General features: G+C 36.5%; 12 protein-coding genes. 9 read left to right on the top strand and 3 right to left on the bottom strand.

The window, feature by feature from the left end:
* The first annotated feature begins 299 nt into the window (after window positions 1-299).
* On the top strand, window positions 300-1,130 hold the full coding sequence (locus HF990_RS02240; protein ID WP_016837667.1) for an undecaprenyl-diphosphate phosphatase: 831 nt from the start codon (window positions 300-302) through the stop codon (window positions 1,128-1,130).
* A gap of 1,625 nt (window positions 1,131-2,755) precedes the next feature.
* Here HF990_RS02240 and HF990_RS02235 read toward each other — a convergent pair.
* On the bottom strand, window positions 2,756-3,553 hold the full coding sequence (locus HF990_RS02235) for a TIGR00266 family protein (protein WP_016837669.1): 798 nt from the start codon (window positions 3,551-3,553) through the stop codon (window positions 2,756-2,758).
* Window positions 3,554-3,726: 173 nt separating this feature from the next.
* On the opposite strand from HF990_RS02235, the gene HF990_RS02230 reads away from it, so the two are divergent.
* The 3 genes from HF990_RS02230 to HF990_RS02220 all read left to right on the top strand — a co-directional run bounded on the left by HF990_RS02230 (window position 3,727) and on the right by HF990_RS02220 (window position 8,830).
* On the top strand, window positions 3,727-5,205 hold the full coding sequence (locus tag HF990_RS02230; RefSeq protein WP_016837670.1) for an aldehyde dehydrogenase family protein: 1,479 nt from the start codon (window positions 3,727-3,729) through the stop codon (window positions 5,203-5,205).
* Window positions 5,206-5,226: 21 nt separating this feature from the next.
* Window positions 5,227-6,396, top strand: coding sequence for a saccharopine dehydrogenase family protein (locus tag HF990_RS02225; RefSeq protein WP_016837671.1), 1,170 nt, complete (start codon window positions 5,227-5,229; stop codon window positions 6,394-6,396).
* Window positions 6,397-6,661: 265 nt separating this feature from the next.
* Entirely contained in the window at window positions 6,662-8,830 is a 2,169-nt protein-coding gene (locus HF990_RS02220) for a beta-propeller domain-containing protein (RefSeq protein WP_168411904.1), read from the top strand.
* A 388-nt stretch (window positions 8,831-9,218) separates the two neighbouring features.
* On the opposite strand, the gene HF990_RS14925 is transcribed toward HF990_RS02220, so the two are convergent.
* On the bottom strand, window positions 9,219-10,619 hold the full coding sequence (locus tag HF990_RS14925) for a polysaccharide deacetylase family protein (RefSeq protein WP_210730730.1): 1,401 nt from the start codon (window positions 10,617-10,619) through the stop codon (window positions 9,219-9,221).
* Between the two features lie 118 nt (window positions 10,620-10,737).
* On the opposite strand from HF990_RS14925, the gene HF990_RS02210 reads away from it, so the two are divergent.
* The gene (locus HF990_RS02210) at window positions 10,738-11,487 is read left to right on the top strand and encodes a threonine/serine exporter family protein (RefSeq protein ID WP_016837674.1); all 750 of its coding nucleotides are present in this window, start codon (window positions 10,738-10,740) and stop codon (window positions 11,485-11,487) included.
* A 12-nt stretch (window positions 11,488-11,499) separates the two neighbouring features.
* Window positions 11,500-11,979, top strand: a complete 480-nt coding sequence (locus HF990_RS02205; RefSeq protein WP_016837675.1) for a threonine/serine exporter family protein — start codon at window positions 11,500-11,502, stop codon at window positions 11,977-11,979.
* A gap of 51 nt (window positions 11,980-12,030) precedes the next feature.
* Here the strand turns inward: HF990_RS02205 and HF990_RS02200 are convergent, their stop codons facing one another.
* The gene (locus HF990_RS02200; RefSeq protein ID WP_168411903.1) at window positions 12,031-14,043 is read right to left on the bottom strand and encodes a GGDEF domain-containing phosphodiesterase; all 2,013 of its coding nucleotides are present in this window, start codon (window positions 14,041-14,043) and stop codon (window positions 12,031-12,033) included.
* 184 nt (window positions 14,044-14,227) lie between these two features.
* On the opposite strand from HF990_RS02200, the gene HF990_RS02195 reads away from it, so the two are divergent.
* From HF990_RS02195 to HF990_RS02185, 3 genes are all read left to right on the top strand, one after another.
* Window positions 14,228-15,139: a DMT family transporter gene (locus HF990_RS02195; RefSeq protein WP_016837677.1), complete on the top strand. Its 912-nt coding sequence runs from the start codon at window positions 14,228-14,230 to the stop codon at window positions 15,137-15,139.
* A 110-nt stretch (window positions 15,140-15,249) separates the two neighbouring features.
* Window positions 15,250-16,974 (top strand): ABC transporter ATP-binding protein, encoded by a 1,725-nt coding sequence (locus HF990_RS02190; protein WP_016837678.1) that lies wholly within the window; start codon window positions 15,250-15,252, stop codon window positions 16,972-16,974.
* Window positions 16,974-18,806: an ABC transporter ATP-binding protein gene (locus HF990_RS02185; RefSeq protein ID WP_016837679.1), complete on the top strand. Its 1,833-nt coding sequence runs from the start codon at window positions 16,974-16,976 to the stop codon at window positions 18,804-18,806. Before HF990_RS02190 ends, HF990_RS02185 begins: the two co-directional genes overlap by 1 nt.
* Window positions 18,807-19,169 lie beyond the last annotated feature (363 nt).

The raw sequence follows: 19,169 nt of genomic DNA, 5'->3' as shown, positions 1-19,169 counted from the left end.
AGGGCTGAAAAGTCTTGAAGCTCGTTATGAAAACTTGCGTCAATTATCTTAATTGAACCGCCGTATACGGAACCGTACGTACGGTGGTGTGAGAGGACGGGAGTTAATCGCTCCCTCCTACTCGATTATTTCGTTCGTCAATTCAGTTGGAATACTTTAGCGGAAGAATAAATAATGTAGTAAGGGTTATTAAAGATGGAAACCAAAATGGAATTATTACGTTTTTTAAGTGATGGACATTTTAGAAAGTATCGTGTATTGTAAATTGAGTGAAAAGAGAGTAAGGGGAATTACGTCTTATGGAATTCATTGAATTATTAAAAGCACTCATCCTCGGGTTTGTAGAAGGGATGACGGAATTTGCTCCTGTCTCATCTACAGGTCATATGATTATTGTGGATGACCTATGGTTAAAGACGACGGAATTTTTAGGACAGGGGTCCGCAAATACATTTAAAATTGTTGTTCAGCTTGGTTCCATTTTGGCGGTCGTTGTCGTCATGTGGAAACGTATGTTAAGTCTTGTTGGTTTATACAAAATCGATGGACAAGAATATTCGAAACGTTTTAATTTAATGCACGTAATTGTGGGAATTATTCCAGCTGGCGTGTTTGGCGTATTGTTTGAAGATTTTATCGACGAACATTTATTCACAACCGAAACGGTCATTGTCGGGTTAGTTTTAGGTGCTTTCTGGATGATTATTGCTGATAAATTTGGACCAAAACGACCAGCAGTTACTTCATTAGACAAATTATCTTATGGTAAAGCATTTAAAATTGGATTAATTCAATGTCTTTCTTTATGGCCAGGCTTTTCCCGCTCTGGTGCGACGATTGCCGGTGGGGTGATGATGGGGCTTGACCATAAAACGGCATCGGACTTTACGTTTATTATGGCTGTTCCAATTATGGCAGGAGCTAGTGGATTATCTTTAGTAAAAAACTGGGATCAAATTAATCCTGATCATTTTTGGTTTTATGCTGTCGGATTTATTAGTGCATTTATCTTTGCGTTAATTGCTATTAAATTTTTCTTAAAATTAATTTCTCGTATTCGATTAGTACCTTTTGCTATTTACCGTTTAGTGTTGGCAGCGGTATTGATTGCGGTATTATTCGTAATGTAATGAAAAAAATCCTTTCTCAAAACGGGAAAGGATTTTTTTATTACATTTATAAATAAAGGGAGGATGTACATTTTTGTCGTGTATCGACATATCCACACAAGATTAGTTTATATCCACAGAAATAGGGAAACCAACTGCGCAAGTGAGAGCAATATCTACACGGGTAGGGGAACTATCCGCACAAGATTAGGATAAATCTACACGAGTAGGGTTGCCATCTGCATAAGGTTATGTCATATCCACCTAAGTTGAGGAACGAATAAATGTTAAGTATTTACATATTTATTAAAATAATGAAATAATGTTTTATGGATGTTAAATTTTAGATTTTAAATATATCTTTCATTCGTTTGGCTTCGTAATAGTAACCAACATTTTTTATTTGTAGTTTTATTTTGAAACTATTTCAATCATTTTAGAATCTACTTTTGATTTATAAAAAACAATGTCGTTTTATATATAATCTTGGTCTTTATTTGATTCAACATTAACACTAGCTATTTTTGTGAGTTCCTTCATATGCACGTCTCCTTTCTTAAGAATCATATAAGGAGTTGGTTTACAAATGAAATACGTTAAGTATTTTACTTTTATTGTCTTCCTTATTGTTGTTTATCAAACCGGATTACCGGAAAATAACAGTTTGCTTTACTGGGGATTAATCAGCTTTTTTATATACGAAATAATTCATTTCATTTTGTTGATTTTGTAAAAATAAGTGATAAGTCAGATAACATTTGGCGTCTATTCAGTCTCTTTTTTATAGTTACACTTTTAGTTTTATCAATTTACTTAAAGGAAATATTTTTAATTTTCTTTACTTCTATTTTTGGATTGGCGTTGATAATAAGAATTTATTTAGGATTTAAGAAAACAAAGCCAAAGCATCATCAAAACATCTAGGCATCCCACATTTGGTATAGAAAGCGAAAGAATACTGTGTACAGTTTTCATTGTTTGCCGCAATCTCTTCTATTAATCTGCTCTACGATAATACATTTCAAAATATGTAGAAGATGATATCTGATAAAAACCTGTTAATTGAAAAAACGACTTTCAGCTATCTAGAGTTTTCCTTGATTAAGGGGGGCCTTTTTGCATTTAAGGGTATTTTGTGGGACTCAAAGAAATAGGAGAAAAGATAAGGCTGGGCTTTTTCTTTATTCGAATATAGGGCACTTTCCTTAAATAAGGAGAGGCCCTTTTATTATTAGGTCATATCCACACGAGTAGAGATATCATCCGTACAAGATACGAGTGTATCCACACGAGTAGGGGAGTCATCCACACAAGATTAGCTCCTATCCACACAAGTAAAGAACGATCCGCACAAGATGAAGATGTATCCACACAAGTAGGGGAGCAATCCACACAAGAGTGAGCATTATTCACACGAGATGAGTAACCATCTACACAAGTAGAAATATCATCCGCACAAGTGTAAGTCATATCCACACAAGTTTAGTGCCATCCGCACAAGATGAAGATGTATCCACACGAGTAGGAGTGCTATCCGCACAAGATGAGAGTATATCCACAACCATTCACACGAGTAGTGGAGTCATCCACACAAGAGTGAGCAATATCCACACAACCAACATTAAAAATATTGGAAATTGCATCTTTTAATCATTAAATAAGTTAAATAAACCGCCGATACCGCCTTCACCTTTATCTTTTCCTCCTCCGCCTTGGGAAACAGGAGCTGCTGCGAATACGCGGCTTGCAAGTCTCGAGAATGGTAATGATTGAATCCAAACAGTACCAGGGCCTCGTAAAGTTGCGAAGAAGATACCTTCCCCACCGAACAGAGCGGTTTTAATGCCACCAACAGCTTCAATGCTATAATCCACTTCTGAAGTCATTGCGACAAAGCAGCCTGTATCGATTCGAAGAACTTCACCTGGCTGTAATTCTTTTTGATGAATGGCACCGCCTGCATGAATAAACGCCATGCCATCCCCTTCAAGTTTTTGCATGATGAATCCTTCTCCACCGAAGAACCCAGCAGAGATTTTCCGTTGAAATTCGATGCCGACGGAAACCCCTTTTGCCGCAGCTAAAAAAGCATCCTTTTGACAAATTACTTTACCATTTAATTTACTTAAATCCATTGGGATGATTTTACCTGGATAAGGAGCTGCAAAATATACCTTTTTTTTCCCCATGCCAACGTTTGTGAAGGTCGTCATAAATAAACTTTCACCCGTTAGAAGCCTTTTCCCAGCTCCCATTAATTTCCCCATGAATCCTCCACCGCTTTTAGAAGATCCATCACCGAAAATTGTTTCCATTTTTATGCCATCATCCATCATCATTAAGTTCCCGGCTTCAGCAATAACTGTTTCATTCGGATCTAGTTCCACTTCAACGTATTGCATATCATCGCCATATAATTTGTAATCAATTTCATGATTATTCATGTCCTTGCCTCCTTTAGCATTTACTTAATATATACGATATTTTCATACGTTTCCCTTTGGATAAAGTTTCAACTAGTTCAAGACATTTTATGAATTGTTGAGAAAAAAAAGGGATTATCGAGAAAATGTTGAATAATAGTACAATAAGTAATTAAAAATATAAGGAGGGTGTTATGGACTTAAAAAACTATATAAATGGCCGTTGGATTGAACAAGATTTAGAAAAAGTTGCAGTCATTAACCCAGCAACAGGTGAGGAATTAGCGAAAGTCCCTCTTTCAACGAAGAATGAAGTGGAAGAAGCTGTTCGTTCAGCAAAACAAGCTCAAAAAGAATGGGCTCTCATTCCAGCTCCTAAACGAGCTGAATATTTATATGAAATTGGTTATAAATTAAAGGAAAAGAAAGAGTATCTAGCTCAAATCCTCACAAAAGAAATGGGGAAAGTGATTGAAGAAGCCCGTGGCGAAGTGCAAGAGGGCATTGATATGGCTTTTTATATGGCGGGTGAAGGCAGACGATTATTTGGTGAGACGACTCCCTCCGAATTACCAAATAAATTTGCAATGAGTGTAAGAAGTCCCGTCGGCGTTGTTGGCATTATAACACCTTGGAATTTCCCCATTGCCATTGCTACGTGGAAGTCATTTCCTGCGATTGTTGCTGGTAATACAGTTGTTTGGAAACCTTCTACCGAAACCCCTCTCATGGCGTATGAATTAGGAAAAATTTTTGAAGAAGTTGGTCTGCCTGAAGGAGTTGTGAATATTGTATTTGGGTCAGGTTCTACGGTTGGTACGGCACTTATAGAACATCCAGATGTAAAAGTGATTTCTTTTACAGGTTCAAACGAAACAGGACGCAAAGTCGCAGAATTAGGTGGCCGACATTTGAAGAAAGTCTCCCTTGAGATGGGTGGTAAAAATGCCATTATCGTAATGGATGATGCAGATTTAAATTTAGCTGTTGAAGGAATTCTATGGAGCGCCTTCGGTACAACAGGACAAAGATGTACCGCTTGCAGCCGAGTCATTGTTCACAAAAATGTGAAAAATGAATTAGAAGAAAGGTTAGTCGCAGCACTTAGTAATTTAACGATTGGCAATGGTCTTGATCCGGATGTGAAAGTCGGACCAGTTATAAATCGGGCAGCTTTAGAAAAAATTTATCATTATGTGCAAATCGGCAAAAATGAAGGCGCAAGATTATTAACTGGTGGAGAAATTATTACAACACCACCATATAACCAAGGATTTTTCTTTGAACCAACCATATTTACAGATGTGAAACCTGATATGACCATTGCTCAAGAAGAAATTTTTGGACCGGTATTAAGCATTATTGAGGTAAATAGCTTGGATGAGGCTATTGAAGTCAATAATAGTGTGAAGTTTGGTTTATCCAGTTCCATTTACTCTCAAGATGTAAATCGAATTTTTAAAGCGCAACGAGATTTAGATACGGGGATTGTGTATGTGAATGCAGGTACAATAGGTGCTGAAATTCATTTACCATTTGGGGGAACAAAAGGAACGGGGAATGGCCATCGAGATTCCGGTCAAGCCGCTTTAGACGTATTTACAGAATGGAAAAGTATCTATGTAGACTATAGTGGCAAGCTTCAGCGTGCACAAATTGATACAGATAAATAAAAAGAAAAGGGGATGTTTGGAATGAAAGTAGTAGTGTTAGGTGCAGGACTTATGGGGAGAGAAGTTGCGCGAGATTTAAGTGCAAGCGACAAAGTAGAAAAAGTTTATTTAGCAGATTTAGATATTGAAATGGTAAATGATTTTATCAATGAAGCAAATTTACAAAAAATCGAAGCAGTGTATTGTAATGCAGAAGACGAACAACAATTGCGTGATATTATTTCAAAAGGAGACGTGTGTGTTAACGCATTGTTCTATGAGTTTAATGAACGTGTAGCAAGTGCTGCAATTGATGTTGGCGTACATTCTGTTGATTTAGGGGGACATATAGGGGAAGTAACAGAAAATGTACTGAAATTAGATGAACAAGCAAAAGAAAAAAATGTAACGATTATTCCAGATTTAGGTTTAGCACCGGGAATGATTAATATTTTAGTTGGATACGGGGCATCGAAATTGGATAGGGTAGAGTCCATTCAACTATATGTTGGGGGAATTCCAGTAAAACCTGAACCTCCATTAAACTATACTCGCGTCTTCTCCCTTGAAGGTGTCATCGACCACTATACGGAGCCAGCCAAGATTATCCGTGATGGACAATTGGTGAAAGTGGAGTCACTCTCAGGAGTAGAACCTATTTACTTCGATCAATTTGGAACATTAGAGGCATTCTATACTTCTGGAGGAACTTCAACATTATATAAAACATTCCCGAATGTGAAAACTCTTGAGTATAAAACAGTTCGCTATAAAGGGCATGCTGAAAAGTTCCAGTTATTGAGAGAATTAGGATTCTTCGATCGAGATAATATTGTCAATGTAGATGGTGTCGAAGTGAAAGTACGCAGCGTTGTTCGAGAAGCGCTAAAGAAAAAATTGTACTTAGGTAAAAAACAAGATGCGGTAGTGCTACGAGCAATTATCGTTGGTGAAAAATCTGGTGAACAAGTCACATACGAATATGAAACGATTTTAAAACGCGACGAAAATTCAGAAGTGACGGCAATGGCACAGGCAACAGCTGGTACGATTGCTTCCGTAGCGATTATGATTGGTGAAGGAACAATTTCACAACGTGGTGTGTTCCCACCAGAAACGATTGTACCAGGTAAAGAGTTTATTGAAAAAATGAATAAACGCGGCGTTATAATTAAAGAAACGTCTCATCGTTCATCGATTGTAAAATGGTAAAAACGTGTTCTAAAATTATTTGTCTGAATGTTCTGTATAAAGAGCGAATGGAGAAAAGAACGAGTTTTCCCATTCGTTCTTTTGCTTTTTTAACAAGACTTGGATGTCCACTAGAACGTGAAGTGTAATGCTTCACGTTTTTTCTTTTTCTTCTTTAATAGCATAAAAATAAAAGTGGCAAAATCGGAAATTCATTTTAAATGATGTAACTATATAGAATTTTGGCAGTCTAATTGATAAAAGGAAGAAAAAGGAGTGAAATGGGATGAATAATAAAACCAAGATCTTGGCAAGTGGATTCATTCTACTCGTTTTTGGGGTGTTTCTGAGCTTCATATTGCTCGGAAAAAAGGTTGAAGTAAATGCAGCTTCCGTCGTTTTTTATGGGCAGCCTTATGATGTTCATCTTTCCCATGCATTAGATGAACAGGCAATTCAACGCGGCAAAGTGTACGTTACTGATGAAGATGGAAACAAAGTGGACGCAACGGTTACATTAAGCAAAAACCAACGCACATTAACGGTTGAAAATTTAAAAATAGGCAAATACATTCTTCATATTGAAGATAAATCCTTCCGAAAATCTTCGGTAAATTTAAAGAATCAAAAAATTGAATTTGAAGTGATTGAAAAGTTGGAATCCATAAAGTCCGTTAAAGAATTAGAGGAATATTTCCAAGCATTGCTTAATAAGCATAATCAAAACGGAGTTAAATGGAAATTTTTTGAAGAAGAGCGTGTTGAGATGAAACAATCAACTGAAGCAGATACTGCTTCAAGTGGAGGAAACCATTCGACAACGAATAATCAAGTCGAAGGAATTGATGAGGGCGATGTCGTTATTACTGATGGCAAATATATTTATGCAACTGTAGAACAGCAAATTAAAATTGTTGATGCACAAAATCCGAAAAACTTAAAACAGGTTGCAACGATTCAACTAAAAGGCAACGGCTATCCTCATCAGTTAATGAAAGAAGGAAATTATTTAATCATCTTATTGGATGAGTTTGTAGAAGATCCACGAAATAGCCATAAAGAATATTATGGCGGAAAAACGTTTACAAAAGCAGCGATTTATGATGTCAGTGACGCTTCCAAGCCAAAACTGGTAAAGGAATTTGGTCAAGAAGGTTACATGAATGGTGTTCGTAAATATAACGGTGTACTTTACATTGTTTCAAACTATACACCAAATTATTGGATAATGAAAGATGCAGAGGTCGAGCTAAGACCATACATTGTTGAAGATGATGAATCCAATCCTTTGGAAATTGAGAAAATCTCGATTATTCCAAGCTCTACAGAACCATCTTATACTATAATTTCAGCGATTGATTTGAACAATTTAACATCTAAAGAAGTAAATACTAAAGGATATTTAGGTAGTAGTTCTACTCTATACATGTCTAAAAATGCATTATATTTAACAGCTTTTGATTATGGAATGGCAGTGCCTTTGCCAATCGATTTAAGAGTGACGACTTCTGATTCTGAAGCAGAAAAGTCAATAGCTCCTATACATTCAGGTGAGCCAAAAACGAACATTTATAAATTTGCAATTGATGGAACAAATATTGAATTTACTGGGACAGGTACAGTGAAAGGGAATGTATTAAATCAATTCTCTATGGATGAACATAACGGATATTTCCGCATTGCAACAACGGAAGGAGTTGCTTGGGGTAATCAAGCGAATTCCAAAAACCATCTATTCATTTTAGATGAGAACTTGAAGAAAGTAGGAGAAGTTACAGGGTTAGCGAAAGGCGAACGCATTTATTCCGTTCGTTTTATGGGCGATAAGGCGTATATTGTGACATTTAAAGAGACAGATCCACTCTTTGTAATTGATACGGCAGAACCGAGCAATCCAAAAGTATTAGGTGAATTAAAAATTCCGGGCTTCAGCAACTATTTACATCCGCTTGATGAAAACCATTTAGTCGGAATCGGCTATGATACAGAACAACGGATGGATTCATGGTCGAAGGAACCGTTTACTGTAACAAAGGGAATGAAAATTTCTTTATTTGATGTATCTGATTTCGCGAATCCAAAAGAACAAGATATGGTTATTATTGGAGGACGCGGAACTTATTCGGAAGTGCAATATAATCACAAAGCACTTTTTAGAAATGAAGCTTTAAATTATTATGGATTCCCAGTGATATTGTATGAAGAAGGAAAGAATGAGGATGTGAAATATAAAGGATTGGGTGCGTTAGTGTATGAAATTACCACAGAGAAGGGGATTCAGTTAAAAGGAAACTTAATTACACCTGCGAAAGCCAATGAATTGTATGAAGATTGGGAATCAAGCATATCTCGTTTAGTGTATATTGATGATGCCTTGTATACAATATCACCGAAAGAAATTAAAAGCTATGATTTGAAAACTTTTGAATCAATTGGACAAATGAAAATCAAATAAGTTCAAAAAATCTGCTCTGGTTGAAGAGCAGATTTTTTATTAAGAAGGGAATATTACAAGTAAATCAACTTGAGTAGATAAGTGATCAGAACAAGCAGAGGAAATATCCACATGATAGAATAGACAATCTGCACGAGAGGGGAAAGTATCCACACAAGTAGAGGGATATCCACACAAGCGAAGTATAAATCCATAAATCCGTACCAGTGCGAGTCCTATCCACACGAGGGAGGTAAACATCCGCACCAGTGCAGTCCTATCTACATGAGTGGGAGATGCATCTGCACAAGTAGATAGTACATCACACATGGACACAATCTACCAAGTTGTTTCTACATAAATACAAAAAATCCCCAAGCTTCATCATTGCTAAGGGGATTTTTCATATTCAATGAATGTTTAATATTTCGCTTACCGTCACACATTCATAGCCTTCTTGTTGCAAATATGCTAATACGCTTTCAAGCCCGTCTGCTGTTGACTGATGAATATCGTGCATTAATATGATTGCTCCATCGTGCAAGTTTGCTTTTATGATTGGCAATAATTTATTTGAATCGCGGTATTTCCAGTCGTAAGTATCAATTGTCCATAAAATAACAGGTACATCAATTAAACTTTCAACGTATGAATTAGTAGCACCATAAGGAGGTCTAAATAGAGTAGGATATTCTCCAATCACATCATATATCACTTGACTTGTATAATCGACTTGCCAAGAAACTTGAGAGGTGCTTTGTTTCGTTAATACTGGATGGTTATATGTATGGTTACCAATTTCATGACCGCGATTTAACACTTCATGTACGATATCTTTATGGTTTTCCACTTGTTTTCCAAGCATGAAAAACGTTGCCTTTGCACCGTACTTTTCAAGGGTGTTTAAGATTTGCATCGTCACTTGTGGATGTGGTCCGTCATCAAAAGTTAAAGCTACTTTTTTGCGGTCTGTTTTAGGAGTCACAATAGTTACATTGCTTTTCACTTCGCTTTGGAATGCGGATGCTAAAATAGGATTCAAGTAATAGATTGGGATATTAATCGTTGCAGGACCTGCATGTTCTTCAGCAAGTTCTCCTTGGTTAAAGTAAAATATAACCGATTCGCTCGTTATGGCAAAGCGATTGAAATTATTCCAATTAGGTACTGTTGTTTGCACTAGTTTTTCATCGATTATTTCTTTACCATAATATTCCTTTAGTTCAGCTTGAATGAATTCAGCTAACAAACCTAAATGCCCGATATCTTTGTTTAATAATGTACTAGAATCGATTAACTCTCCGGTTTCTTTATTAAATACAATGGTTTTATAGGTTTCTTTATAAGAAACTCGGTTCAGCGATAGCCGTTTCTTTAATACGATTGAGTAAAACTGATTGTTAAATAGGTGAATTTCTGTAGAGATGTCTAAGTCACCAATCGTTTTTACTTTATTTACATGATTTTTCTCGTTTAGTGAAGTGATATAATCTCGCTTCGAATCTTTTATGTATTTAGTAATCTGTTCATTCACCAGATCAAAAGGTGTTTTTGGGTAATCTATCGAATATGGTATTAAGCTATTCATTGACGATTCGGAAACGATTCGGATTTCCGGAAATTTTGAATCTGTTTCATCAATTAGAGAGGGAATCTCCGGATATTTTGTTGTAGCAGAAACGGTTGGTTTTTGGAATTTAAACTGTCCCGTTATGGAAATTGTAATAACAATAATCGTAGTTAACGCAATGATGGAACCAATCAATATTAAGTCAATCCATGCGCGGCGTTTTGACTTCCGCTGTCTCATCTATGGCTCTCCTCTCTATAGTTATCAAAAGGTGGTTTTATTTAAGTTGAAAAAGATATGTACTTGAGATTTGCCTTTCCGTTCGGTATGATGCAAAGAAGAAAGGGAGAATAAAGCAATGGTAAATGAAAAGAATGATGAATTGGCGTTAGATTGCTTATTGTTAGCGGGACAAATTATGATGGAAAGCGGTGCTGAGACTTATCGAGTAGAGGATACGATGCTCAGAATGGCTCGCTCCCAAAATTTAGACGCCCAAAGTTATGTAACACCTACGGGGATTATTCTTTCCCTTGGTAAACAACAAAAAACAAAAATTATATCCATTTCAAGCCGTATTACAGACTTGCATAAAATTGCGAAAGTAAATAATGTTTCTAGGAAGCTTACACTTAAAATAATAACATTAGATGAAGCGTATGACGAGCTAAGAATGATACAAAAAACAAATTATTTTTTGCCAATTTGGTTGCAAATTTTAATGGCTGCCGTATCAAGTGCTTGCTTTTTAATTTTATTTAAAGGGACTTGGTTTGATATGCCAGCAGCTTTTATAGCAGGGGGCACAGGTTACCTTGCATTATTGGCCATTCAACATTTAACGAAAGTGAAATTTTTCTCGGAATTCTTCGCTTCTTTTGTCATTGCGCTCGTGGCATTTTCTACTGTTAAACTCGGTTATGGAAATGAAATCGATAAAATTATCATTAGTGGCGTGATGCCACTCGTTCCTGGGGTATTAATTACAAATGCTGTTCGAGATATGATGGCGGGTCATTTAACCGCTGGCATTGCGAAAGGGACAGAAGCGTTTTTAACGGCTTTTGCTATCGGTTCGGGTGTTGCAGTGGTTGTGGCATTTTATTAAGGAGTAATGGATATGGAATATGTAATTCAGTTGATTTTTAGTTTCCTTGCAACAGCGAGTCTTTGTGTGATTTTTAACGCTCCGATTAAAGCGATTCCTTATTGCGGATTAGTCGGGGCTGTTGGATGGATGATTTTTTATAGTGCCTTGCAATTACAATTAACAGAAGTATTCGCTTCTTTCTTAGGGGCTTTCGTTGTCGCAATCTGTGCACAAGGATTTGCAAGAAGATTAAAATCTCCTATGATTGTTTTTATTGTCTCAGGGATTATTCCTTTAGTACCTGGTGGGCTTGCATATAATACATTGCGTTATTTTGTGGAGCAAAATTATACTTTAGGATTGGAAACCGGAATTCGTGCGTTTTTAATTTCAGGGGCAATTGCTATGGGGATTGTTTTTTCTGAAGTTATATTTCAATTGTTCGTTCAATTTATGAGGAATAGTCTGACTTCTATGCAATCTTTTAGTCGAAATAAAAGACGACAATAAATGCATTATTTAAAAAGGCTACTCAAAACACTAAGGAGTAGCCTTTTTTATTTAAGAAGATAAAAGCTGAGGTATATTGTCTGCTGTAACAGGTTTACTGATTAAAAATCCTTGTATAGCATCGCATTCATATTGTTCTAACAGTTCTTTTTGTTCATTTGTTTCTACACCTTCAGCTAACACTGTCAAGTTCATGGATTTTCCGAAATGAACAATGCCCTTAATTAAGCGTTGCGTTTTTTCGGATTGCGTAAGTGAATGAACAAAAGTTTGGTCGATTTTTAATGTATTAATCGGTAAAAGTTGCATGTATCGGAATGAAGCATAACCTGTTCCAAAGTCGTCCAATACAAAGGTAATGCCTTCCTCTTCTAATTTACGCATTTGTTGAATGATGGATGTTTCCGCTTCAGCTTCTAATGCAAACTTTTCTGTAATTTCGATTTGTATGAGATGAGCAGGACAACCTGTTTTCGTCAATGTATCTAATATGAATTTTGCCATGTTTTTATCCCTAAATTCTCGAACAGATAAGTTAATCCCTACTTTTAATTCGAGGCCTTGTTTTTTCCATTTAGCTGCTTGTTGACATGCTTCTTCAATCACAAAAGAACCGATGTCGTTAATTAAACCAGTTTCTTCAGCAATTGGGATTAATTCGTCGGGACTAACTACGCCAATTTCTTCGTCATCCCATCTCACAAGAGCTTCGACCGCATAAATTTGTCCTGTTTTTAAATCTACTTGCGGCTGATACAATACCTTTAAATTATGCTGATCGAGCGCCATTAACAAACGTTTTTCAATGATGGATTTCCGATTTAATTTTTTATGGGCAGCTTCAGAAAGAGATAATATATTATCTCCACCAGCTTCGCGAACATTAGCAATCGTTGCAAGAGAAGCGTTCATTAATTGAGTGAAGTTCGATTGATCTTGCGGAGAACGAGTAATTCCACCGCTGATTGTAATCGGCATTGCACGATTGCCAAGGTAAATTGGATTTTGTTTTAAATAGGATAAAAATCCTTGGATAAACCATTCGCCAAGGGGAGTAATCACAACAAAATCACTTTCGTTTATGCGAGCGAGTAAACTATCCTGGAAGTAAATTTTTAAGCGTTTCGTGAACTCTAAAATAAAGTTGTTGTCCAGCTCAACATGATGAAGTTCCTTCAACGTGTAGAATTTATCGATACTCAAATAAACGAAGTAAAATTGTTGTTGCTCTGCAATCATTTCTTTTACAACGTTTTCTAAGCGATGGACATTCATTAAACCAGTTTCTGCATCAACGTAAGCAATTTTTTCGAGTTTATGTTGCAATTCTTTTTCATTTGTAATATCTTGCTCTATTAATATGTAGCGATATTTTTGTTCACTATGAGAATAAGTGGGAATGGCAGTTAAATGTACCCAATAAGTTTCACCGGTTTTTTTCATTTTTTGTACATCGCCTTGCCAAATTTTCCCTTGAGATATAGTATTCCATATAGTATCAGCTATTTCATGGCTTTCTTCTGTATCAGGGAATAGTTGCCAAAAGGTTTTTCTTAACACTCGTTTTGGCGTCCATTTACTTGTTTTTAAGAAAAAAGGATTACAGCTAACAATAAATCCTTCATGATCTAACGTAACCATCATAAAGGATGAGAGAAGCCCACTCTTTAAATCAGATAGTTCTTGGTCAGATTCTCCTAACTGAGAAAATTGGTGTTCTGGTAAGCAATAAAAAACAATGCAACGATTGTTGTTAATCGTGCATGGGAAAACGATTACGTCTGCTTTGATAAGCGTTTCATTTTTATGAATCAGTTGTATATGATTTAATCGAATGTATTCTTGAGCATTCAGTATGCGCTGCCAAGTATTTTCAGATAAAGTAGAAAATAATTGTTCTTTTAATGAATCAACACTCTGAAAGTCCTGTTTTGTGTAACCAAAATATTGTTCACATATGGTGTTCCAAGTGATTGTATCTGCATTTACATTTAATGCAAAAGATGGGAAGGGAGCTTTCAGTAGCAAGTTTTCATCATAGCTTTGCGTTATATTAAGGTTCATCCTAATTCCGTCTCCTTGCATACCGTAATTTTATACCATATTTATTATAAATTATTTTGAAGTCAATAGTCACTATTGTAGGACTATCAATTTTTTGACATTAAACAATGATACTAAAATGGGCCTATAAAAATAGTAAATTGTTACAATAATAATTCTATATTATAAAAAGGAAGTTCATGCTATGCAACATTTAAAAGGAATTATATTAATCATCATAGGAGCAATGCTGTGGGGGGCAACAGGGCCACTAACAGAGTGGATTTTAAAAGATTCAGGTATGACGGTGAATTTTTTTCTTACTGTTCGATTGCTTGTTGCTGGAGTAGCGATTTTATCATTTTTACAATTTACCAATAATTCAGTTATGGCTGTTTGGAAAACAATATATTGGAGTCGCCAACTTGTTATATATAGCGTAGCCGGTATGCTTGGGCTACAATTTTCTTTCACAATGACCATTCAAAGTAGCAATGCGGTTTTTGCAACACTATTGCAGTTTCTAGGGCCACTTTTTATTCTTGCTTATACATCTATTAAAGTTCGAACATGGCCCCCTAAATACCAAATATTAGGTGTCCTTGGTACGCTGCTTGGGTTATTTTTATTACTAACAAACGCGAAAATTGATCAGTTATTGGTTAGTCGTGAAGCGCTTTTTTGGGGTCTTGTACTAGGAATTACTTTCGCTATTTATACGTTATATCCTGCACGTTTAATGGCAGAGTGGGGGGTTTTACTTGTAGTTGGTTGGGGAATGTTGATTGGTGGAGTCGTGTTAGGAATGGGATCGTTTATTTGGCAAAGCGATGAATGGGGGTTGCTCTTCGATATTAAATTATTGATTTCTATGTTTAGTATCATTTTCTTTAGTACCGCAGCTTTTGTTATGTTTTTAAGCAGCATGAATTATATTAGCCCGGTATTAACGAGTATATTATCCACAATGGAGCCGCTCACTACAATGGTTATTTCGATGATTGTATTTTCAACAAGATTTGGTCTATGGCAAGCAATTGGAATACTTCTTATGTTAGCATGCGTAACGTGGATTTCAGTAGCGAGTGAAAAAGCGGAAAAATACAATAAAAATTAGCGCTGAATAAATGGTACGATTTAGCGAGATAAATGTTCCCAAATGTTTGGGAGCAATGCACTTTGATTTAAAAATGAATTTGGCGTTGTTTTATAGATTGGGGTGGGTTTGTGAAAGTTGTTTTGAGTTATTTAAAGCCATATAAATGGTTTGCGCTAATTGCCTTAGGATTAATGTTGTTAGAACTTGTAGCTGAATTGGCACAACCGATCATCATCGCCAAAATTATTGATGAAGGTATTGTCTTAAAGGATTTTCATGTGATTTTCTTATGGGGATGCATGTTGATAGGAATTGCATCTTTAGCCTTTTTATGCGGAATTGTAAATACATATTTCGCTGCACATGCGGCACAAAGTTTTGCTTTGGATTTACGAAATGCTTTATTTAGAAAAATTCAATCATTCTCCATGACAACTTTTTTGAAATATCCAACATCCAGTTTGATTACAAGGCTCACCAACGATGTTCAACAAGTACAAAGCATTTTATTTATGAGTCTGCGCATTATGATTCGTGCTCCTTTAGCGGTTGTACTGAGCCTTGTAATGGTGTTTTTCGTTAATGCCAAGATGGCGATGATATTAATGATTGGTACACCGATTCTCACTATTTTTTTATATATAATTGTAAAAAACGGGAGTCTTTTATTTGGACAAGTACAACGTCGAATGGATCGAGTGAATCGTGCGCTTCAAGAAAGTTTACAAGCGATTTATTTAGTGAAAGCTTATATGCGAAATGCCTACGAAACGGAAAAATTTAACCGGATAGCCGAAGATTTAAAACTGGATACGATGAAAGCTCTCCGAATGATGGAGTTAATGATGCCCATCATGAGTTTTGTGCTGAATGTGAGTTTACTGCTTGCTATTTGGTATGGTGCACGTGAAGTAAGCATGAACGAGGCGCAAGTGGGGGAATTAGTGGCAGTTGTCAACTACGCTTTACGTATTACAGGATACTTCGGAATGTTTGCCTTTATTTTAAACGGGTTTACTCGAGCTAAAGCTTCCAGTGAACGAATGGCGGAAATATTAGTCATGGAAGAGGGGCTGGAAGAAGAAAAAAGCGGGACGGAAACACCGAAAGAGGAATTCGGAACGGTTCGTTTTAAAGGCGTTTCCTTTAAGTATCCAAATACAAAAAAATTAGTCCTTCAAGATATTTCTTTCGAAGTAAAGCAAGGAGAAAAATTGGCGATAATGGGGACGACTGGCTCTGGCAAAACCACGTTACTTAGTTTAATTCCCCGTTTTTATGAACCCAGTAAAGGAGAAATTGTAGTTAACGGAAGAAATATTTCCGATTGGTCATTGAAGGATTTACGTAACATGATTGGTTATGTTCCCCAAAAGGCATTGTTATTTACAGGTTCGATTGAAAACAATGTAAAGTGGGGGAAAAGAATGGCAGAACATCGTGAAGTTGTGGCTGCTACGACAAAGGCACAAATCCACGATACGATACTCAATTTTCCTGAACAGTATAAAACAAGGGTTGGCCAAAAGGGCGTCAATTTATCCGGTGGCCAGAAACAGAGATTATCGATTGCAAGGGCGATTATTCGAAAGCCTCAAATTTTAATACTAGATGATAGTACAAGCGCTCTCGATGTAAAGACGGAAGCTGCTTTATGGGATGCCTTAAAAGATACAGAGGCGACGATGCTCGTTGTGACTCAAAAAATCCATACAGCAAAAGGGGCAGATCGCATTGTATTGTTAGATGAAGGAAAGATTGTTGCTATCGGTACACATGACGAATTGATGAAAAGTAGCAAGCTTTATCAACAAATCGCCAGCACCCAAGAGGAACAGGTAGGTGATGAATGATGGAAATGTTCAAAAAACCTTTTGGGTACGAACCGATTTTGACGAAAGAAGATTTACGCAACGCGGAGAAAAAACACAAAGGTCCTAGAGCAAGCGATTGGAAAAGAACGCTCCTTCGTATTTGGAAATTAGTGGATGAACAAAGAGGGTTGTTGATTGCAGTTTTCATCATGGTCATCATCAGTTCGATTGCCGGGTTATTAGGACCTTTTTTGATGGGATATATCATTGACCATTTTGTTATTCCGAAAGAATTTCAACGTATGGTTCCGATGATTGGTGTGCTAATTGGTGTGTACATTGTTTATGCAGTGACATTGTTTATGCAAAACTATTGGATGGTAGGCATTGCACAAACAACGGTATACAGAATGAGGACTGGTGCTTTTAAACATTTGTTAAAGCTCCCAATCTCTTATTTTGATAAAAGGCAGCATGGAGAAATTATGAGCCGTTTGACAAATGATATTGAAACGGTGAGTGCTACGCTAAATACGTCTTTTATTCAAGTGTTTTCGAGCCTTTTAACCCTTGCCGGCACAATCATCGTGATGCTCTATTTAAGCCCGTCTTTAACACTCATTACAATGATCGTCATCCCGCTTATGTTTATAGCAATGAGATGGATTACGAAAAGAACGAGCAAGTTGTTTAAAGCGCAGCAAGAAGCTCTTGGAGATTTAAACGGGATGATTGAAGAAACGATTTCTGGTCAAAGTATTGTGAAGGCTTTTTCTCAAGAGGACCACGTGAAACAGGATTTTTATATGAAAAGTAAACGTCTAAAGAACGTTGGATTTTGGGCGCTTGTATATTCAGGTTATATTCCAAAAGTCTTTAATTTTCTAAACAATATGAGTTTTGCTATTATCGCCGGAATCGGAGGAATTTTTGCGTATTACGGGTGGGTAACAATCGGAACTATTGTGATTTTTACAGAATACGCTCGGCAATTTACCCGACCATTAAATGATTTAGCGAACCAAATCAATACCGTATTATCAGCAATTGCAGGGGCAGAGCGAGTTTTTTCAATTATGGATGAGGAGATTGAAGAGGACCGAGGAAACCTACCTGATGATTACCTAATTCGAGGTGAAGTAGAGTTTCGAAATGTGTCTTTTAAATACGAGTCAAAAAACAAATCTGATACATTGCATAATTTGAATTTCCGTGTTCAACCAGGTCAAACGGTGGCGCTTGTTGGGCCTACTGGAGCCGGGAAGACGACAACGATGTTATTGATTGCCCGCTTTTACGACGCAAATAGCGGTGAAATTCTCATTGATGGAAAGAATATTCGCGATTATAAGCGGCAAACGTTGCGACGACAAATGGCTTTTGTGTTGCAAGATCCCTTTTTATTCGAAGCGTCTGTTCGAGAAAATATCCGTTATGGAAGGCTTGATGCAACCGATGAAGAAGTGGTGGATGCAGCAAAAAAAGCCAATGCTCATGATTTCATTATGAAGTTGCCAAAAGGCTATGACACGGTGTTAAAAGCGGATGGTAGTGAAATTTCGCAAGGTCAAAAACAATTGTTATCGATTGCAAGAGCATTTTTAGCGAATCCTGCAATTTTGTTATTGGATGAAGCGACAAGTAGCATTGATACTGTAACGGAAAAGAAAATTCAAGAGGCATTAGAGGAGTTAATGAAAGGACGAACTAGCTTTGTCATCGCCCATCGATTAAATACCGTTCGTCATGCAGATATCGTGTTTGTGATGAAAGACGGAAGAATTGCAGAATCGGGGTCTCAGCAAGAATTAATCGAAAAAGATGGAATTTATGCAAATATGTTAAAACAATCAAAAGGAGGGGGTGTTTAGAAAGGTGTAACTTTCTAAACACCCTCACATCATTATCATAATCTTTTATCAATTTTTGATTCTGCGGTGTGTGAAATCAGTTTCCACCATGCTTGTCAGAATTTGTATAACCAGTTTTGGGTTAATTACAATTTAAAATCACACCCTAAACATGCTATATATGAACTTTTACTCAATTAAAATATTTCTCCCAAATCAATCGTAATTTGGTTAAGATAGATTACTTAAAGCTATATACAAATCCTACCTCACTCTTAGAATCTAAGGATAGTAAATTAATATGAAAGGGGATTATTGACATCAACTCTGCTCTAGCCTATGTTGATGAAAAAACGGCAATTGAAAATATGAAAGTGGCTATTA

It is taken from the genome of Ureibacillus thermosphaericus, from assembly GCF_012396605.1.
Taxonomy (GTDB): domain Bacteria; phylum Bacillota; class Bacilli; order Bacillales_A; family Planococcaceae; genus Ureibacillus; species Ureibacillus thermosphaericus.
Note: the sequence above shows the minus strand (reverse complement) of the source record. Positions and strands in the feature narration are given on the sequence as shown.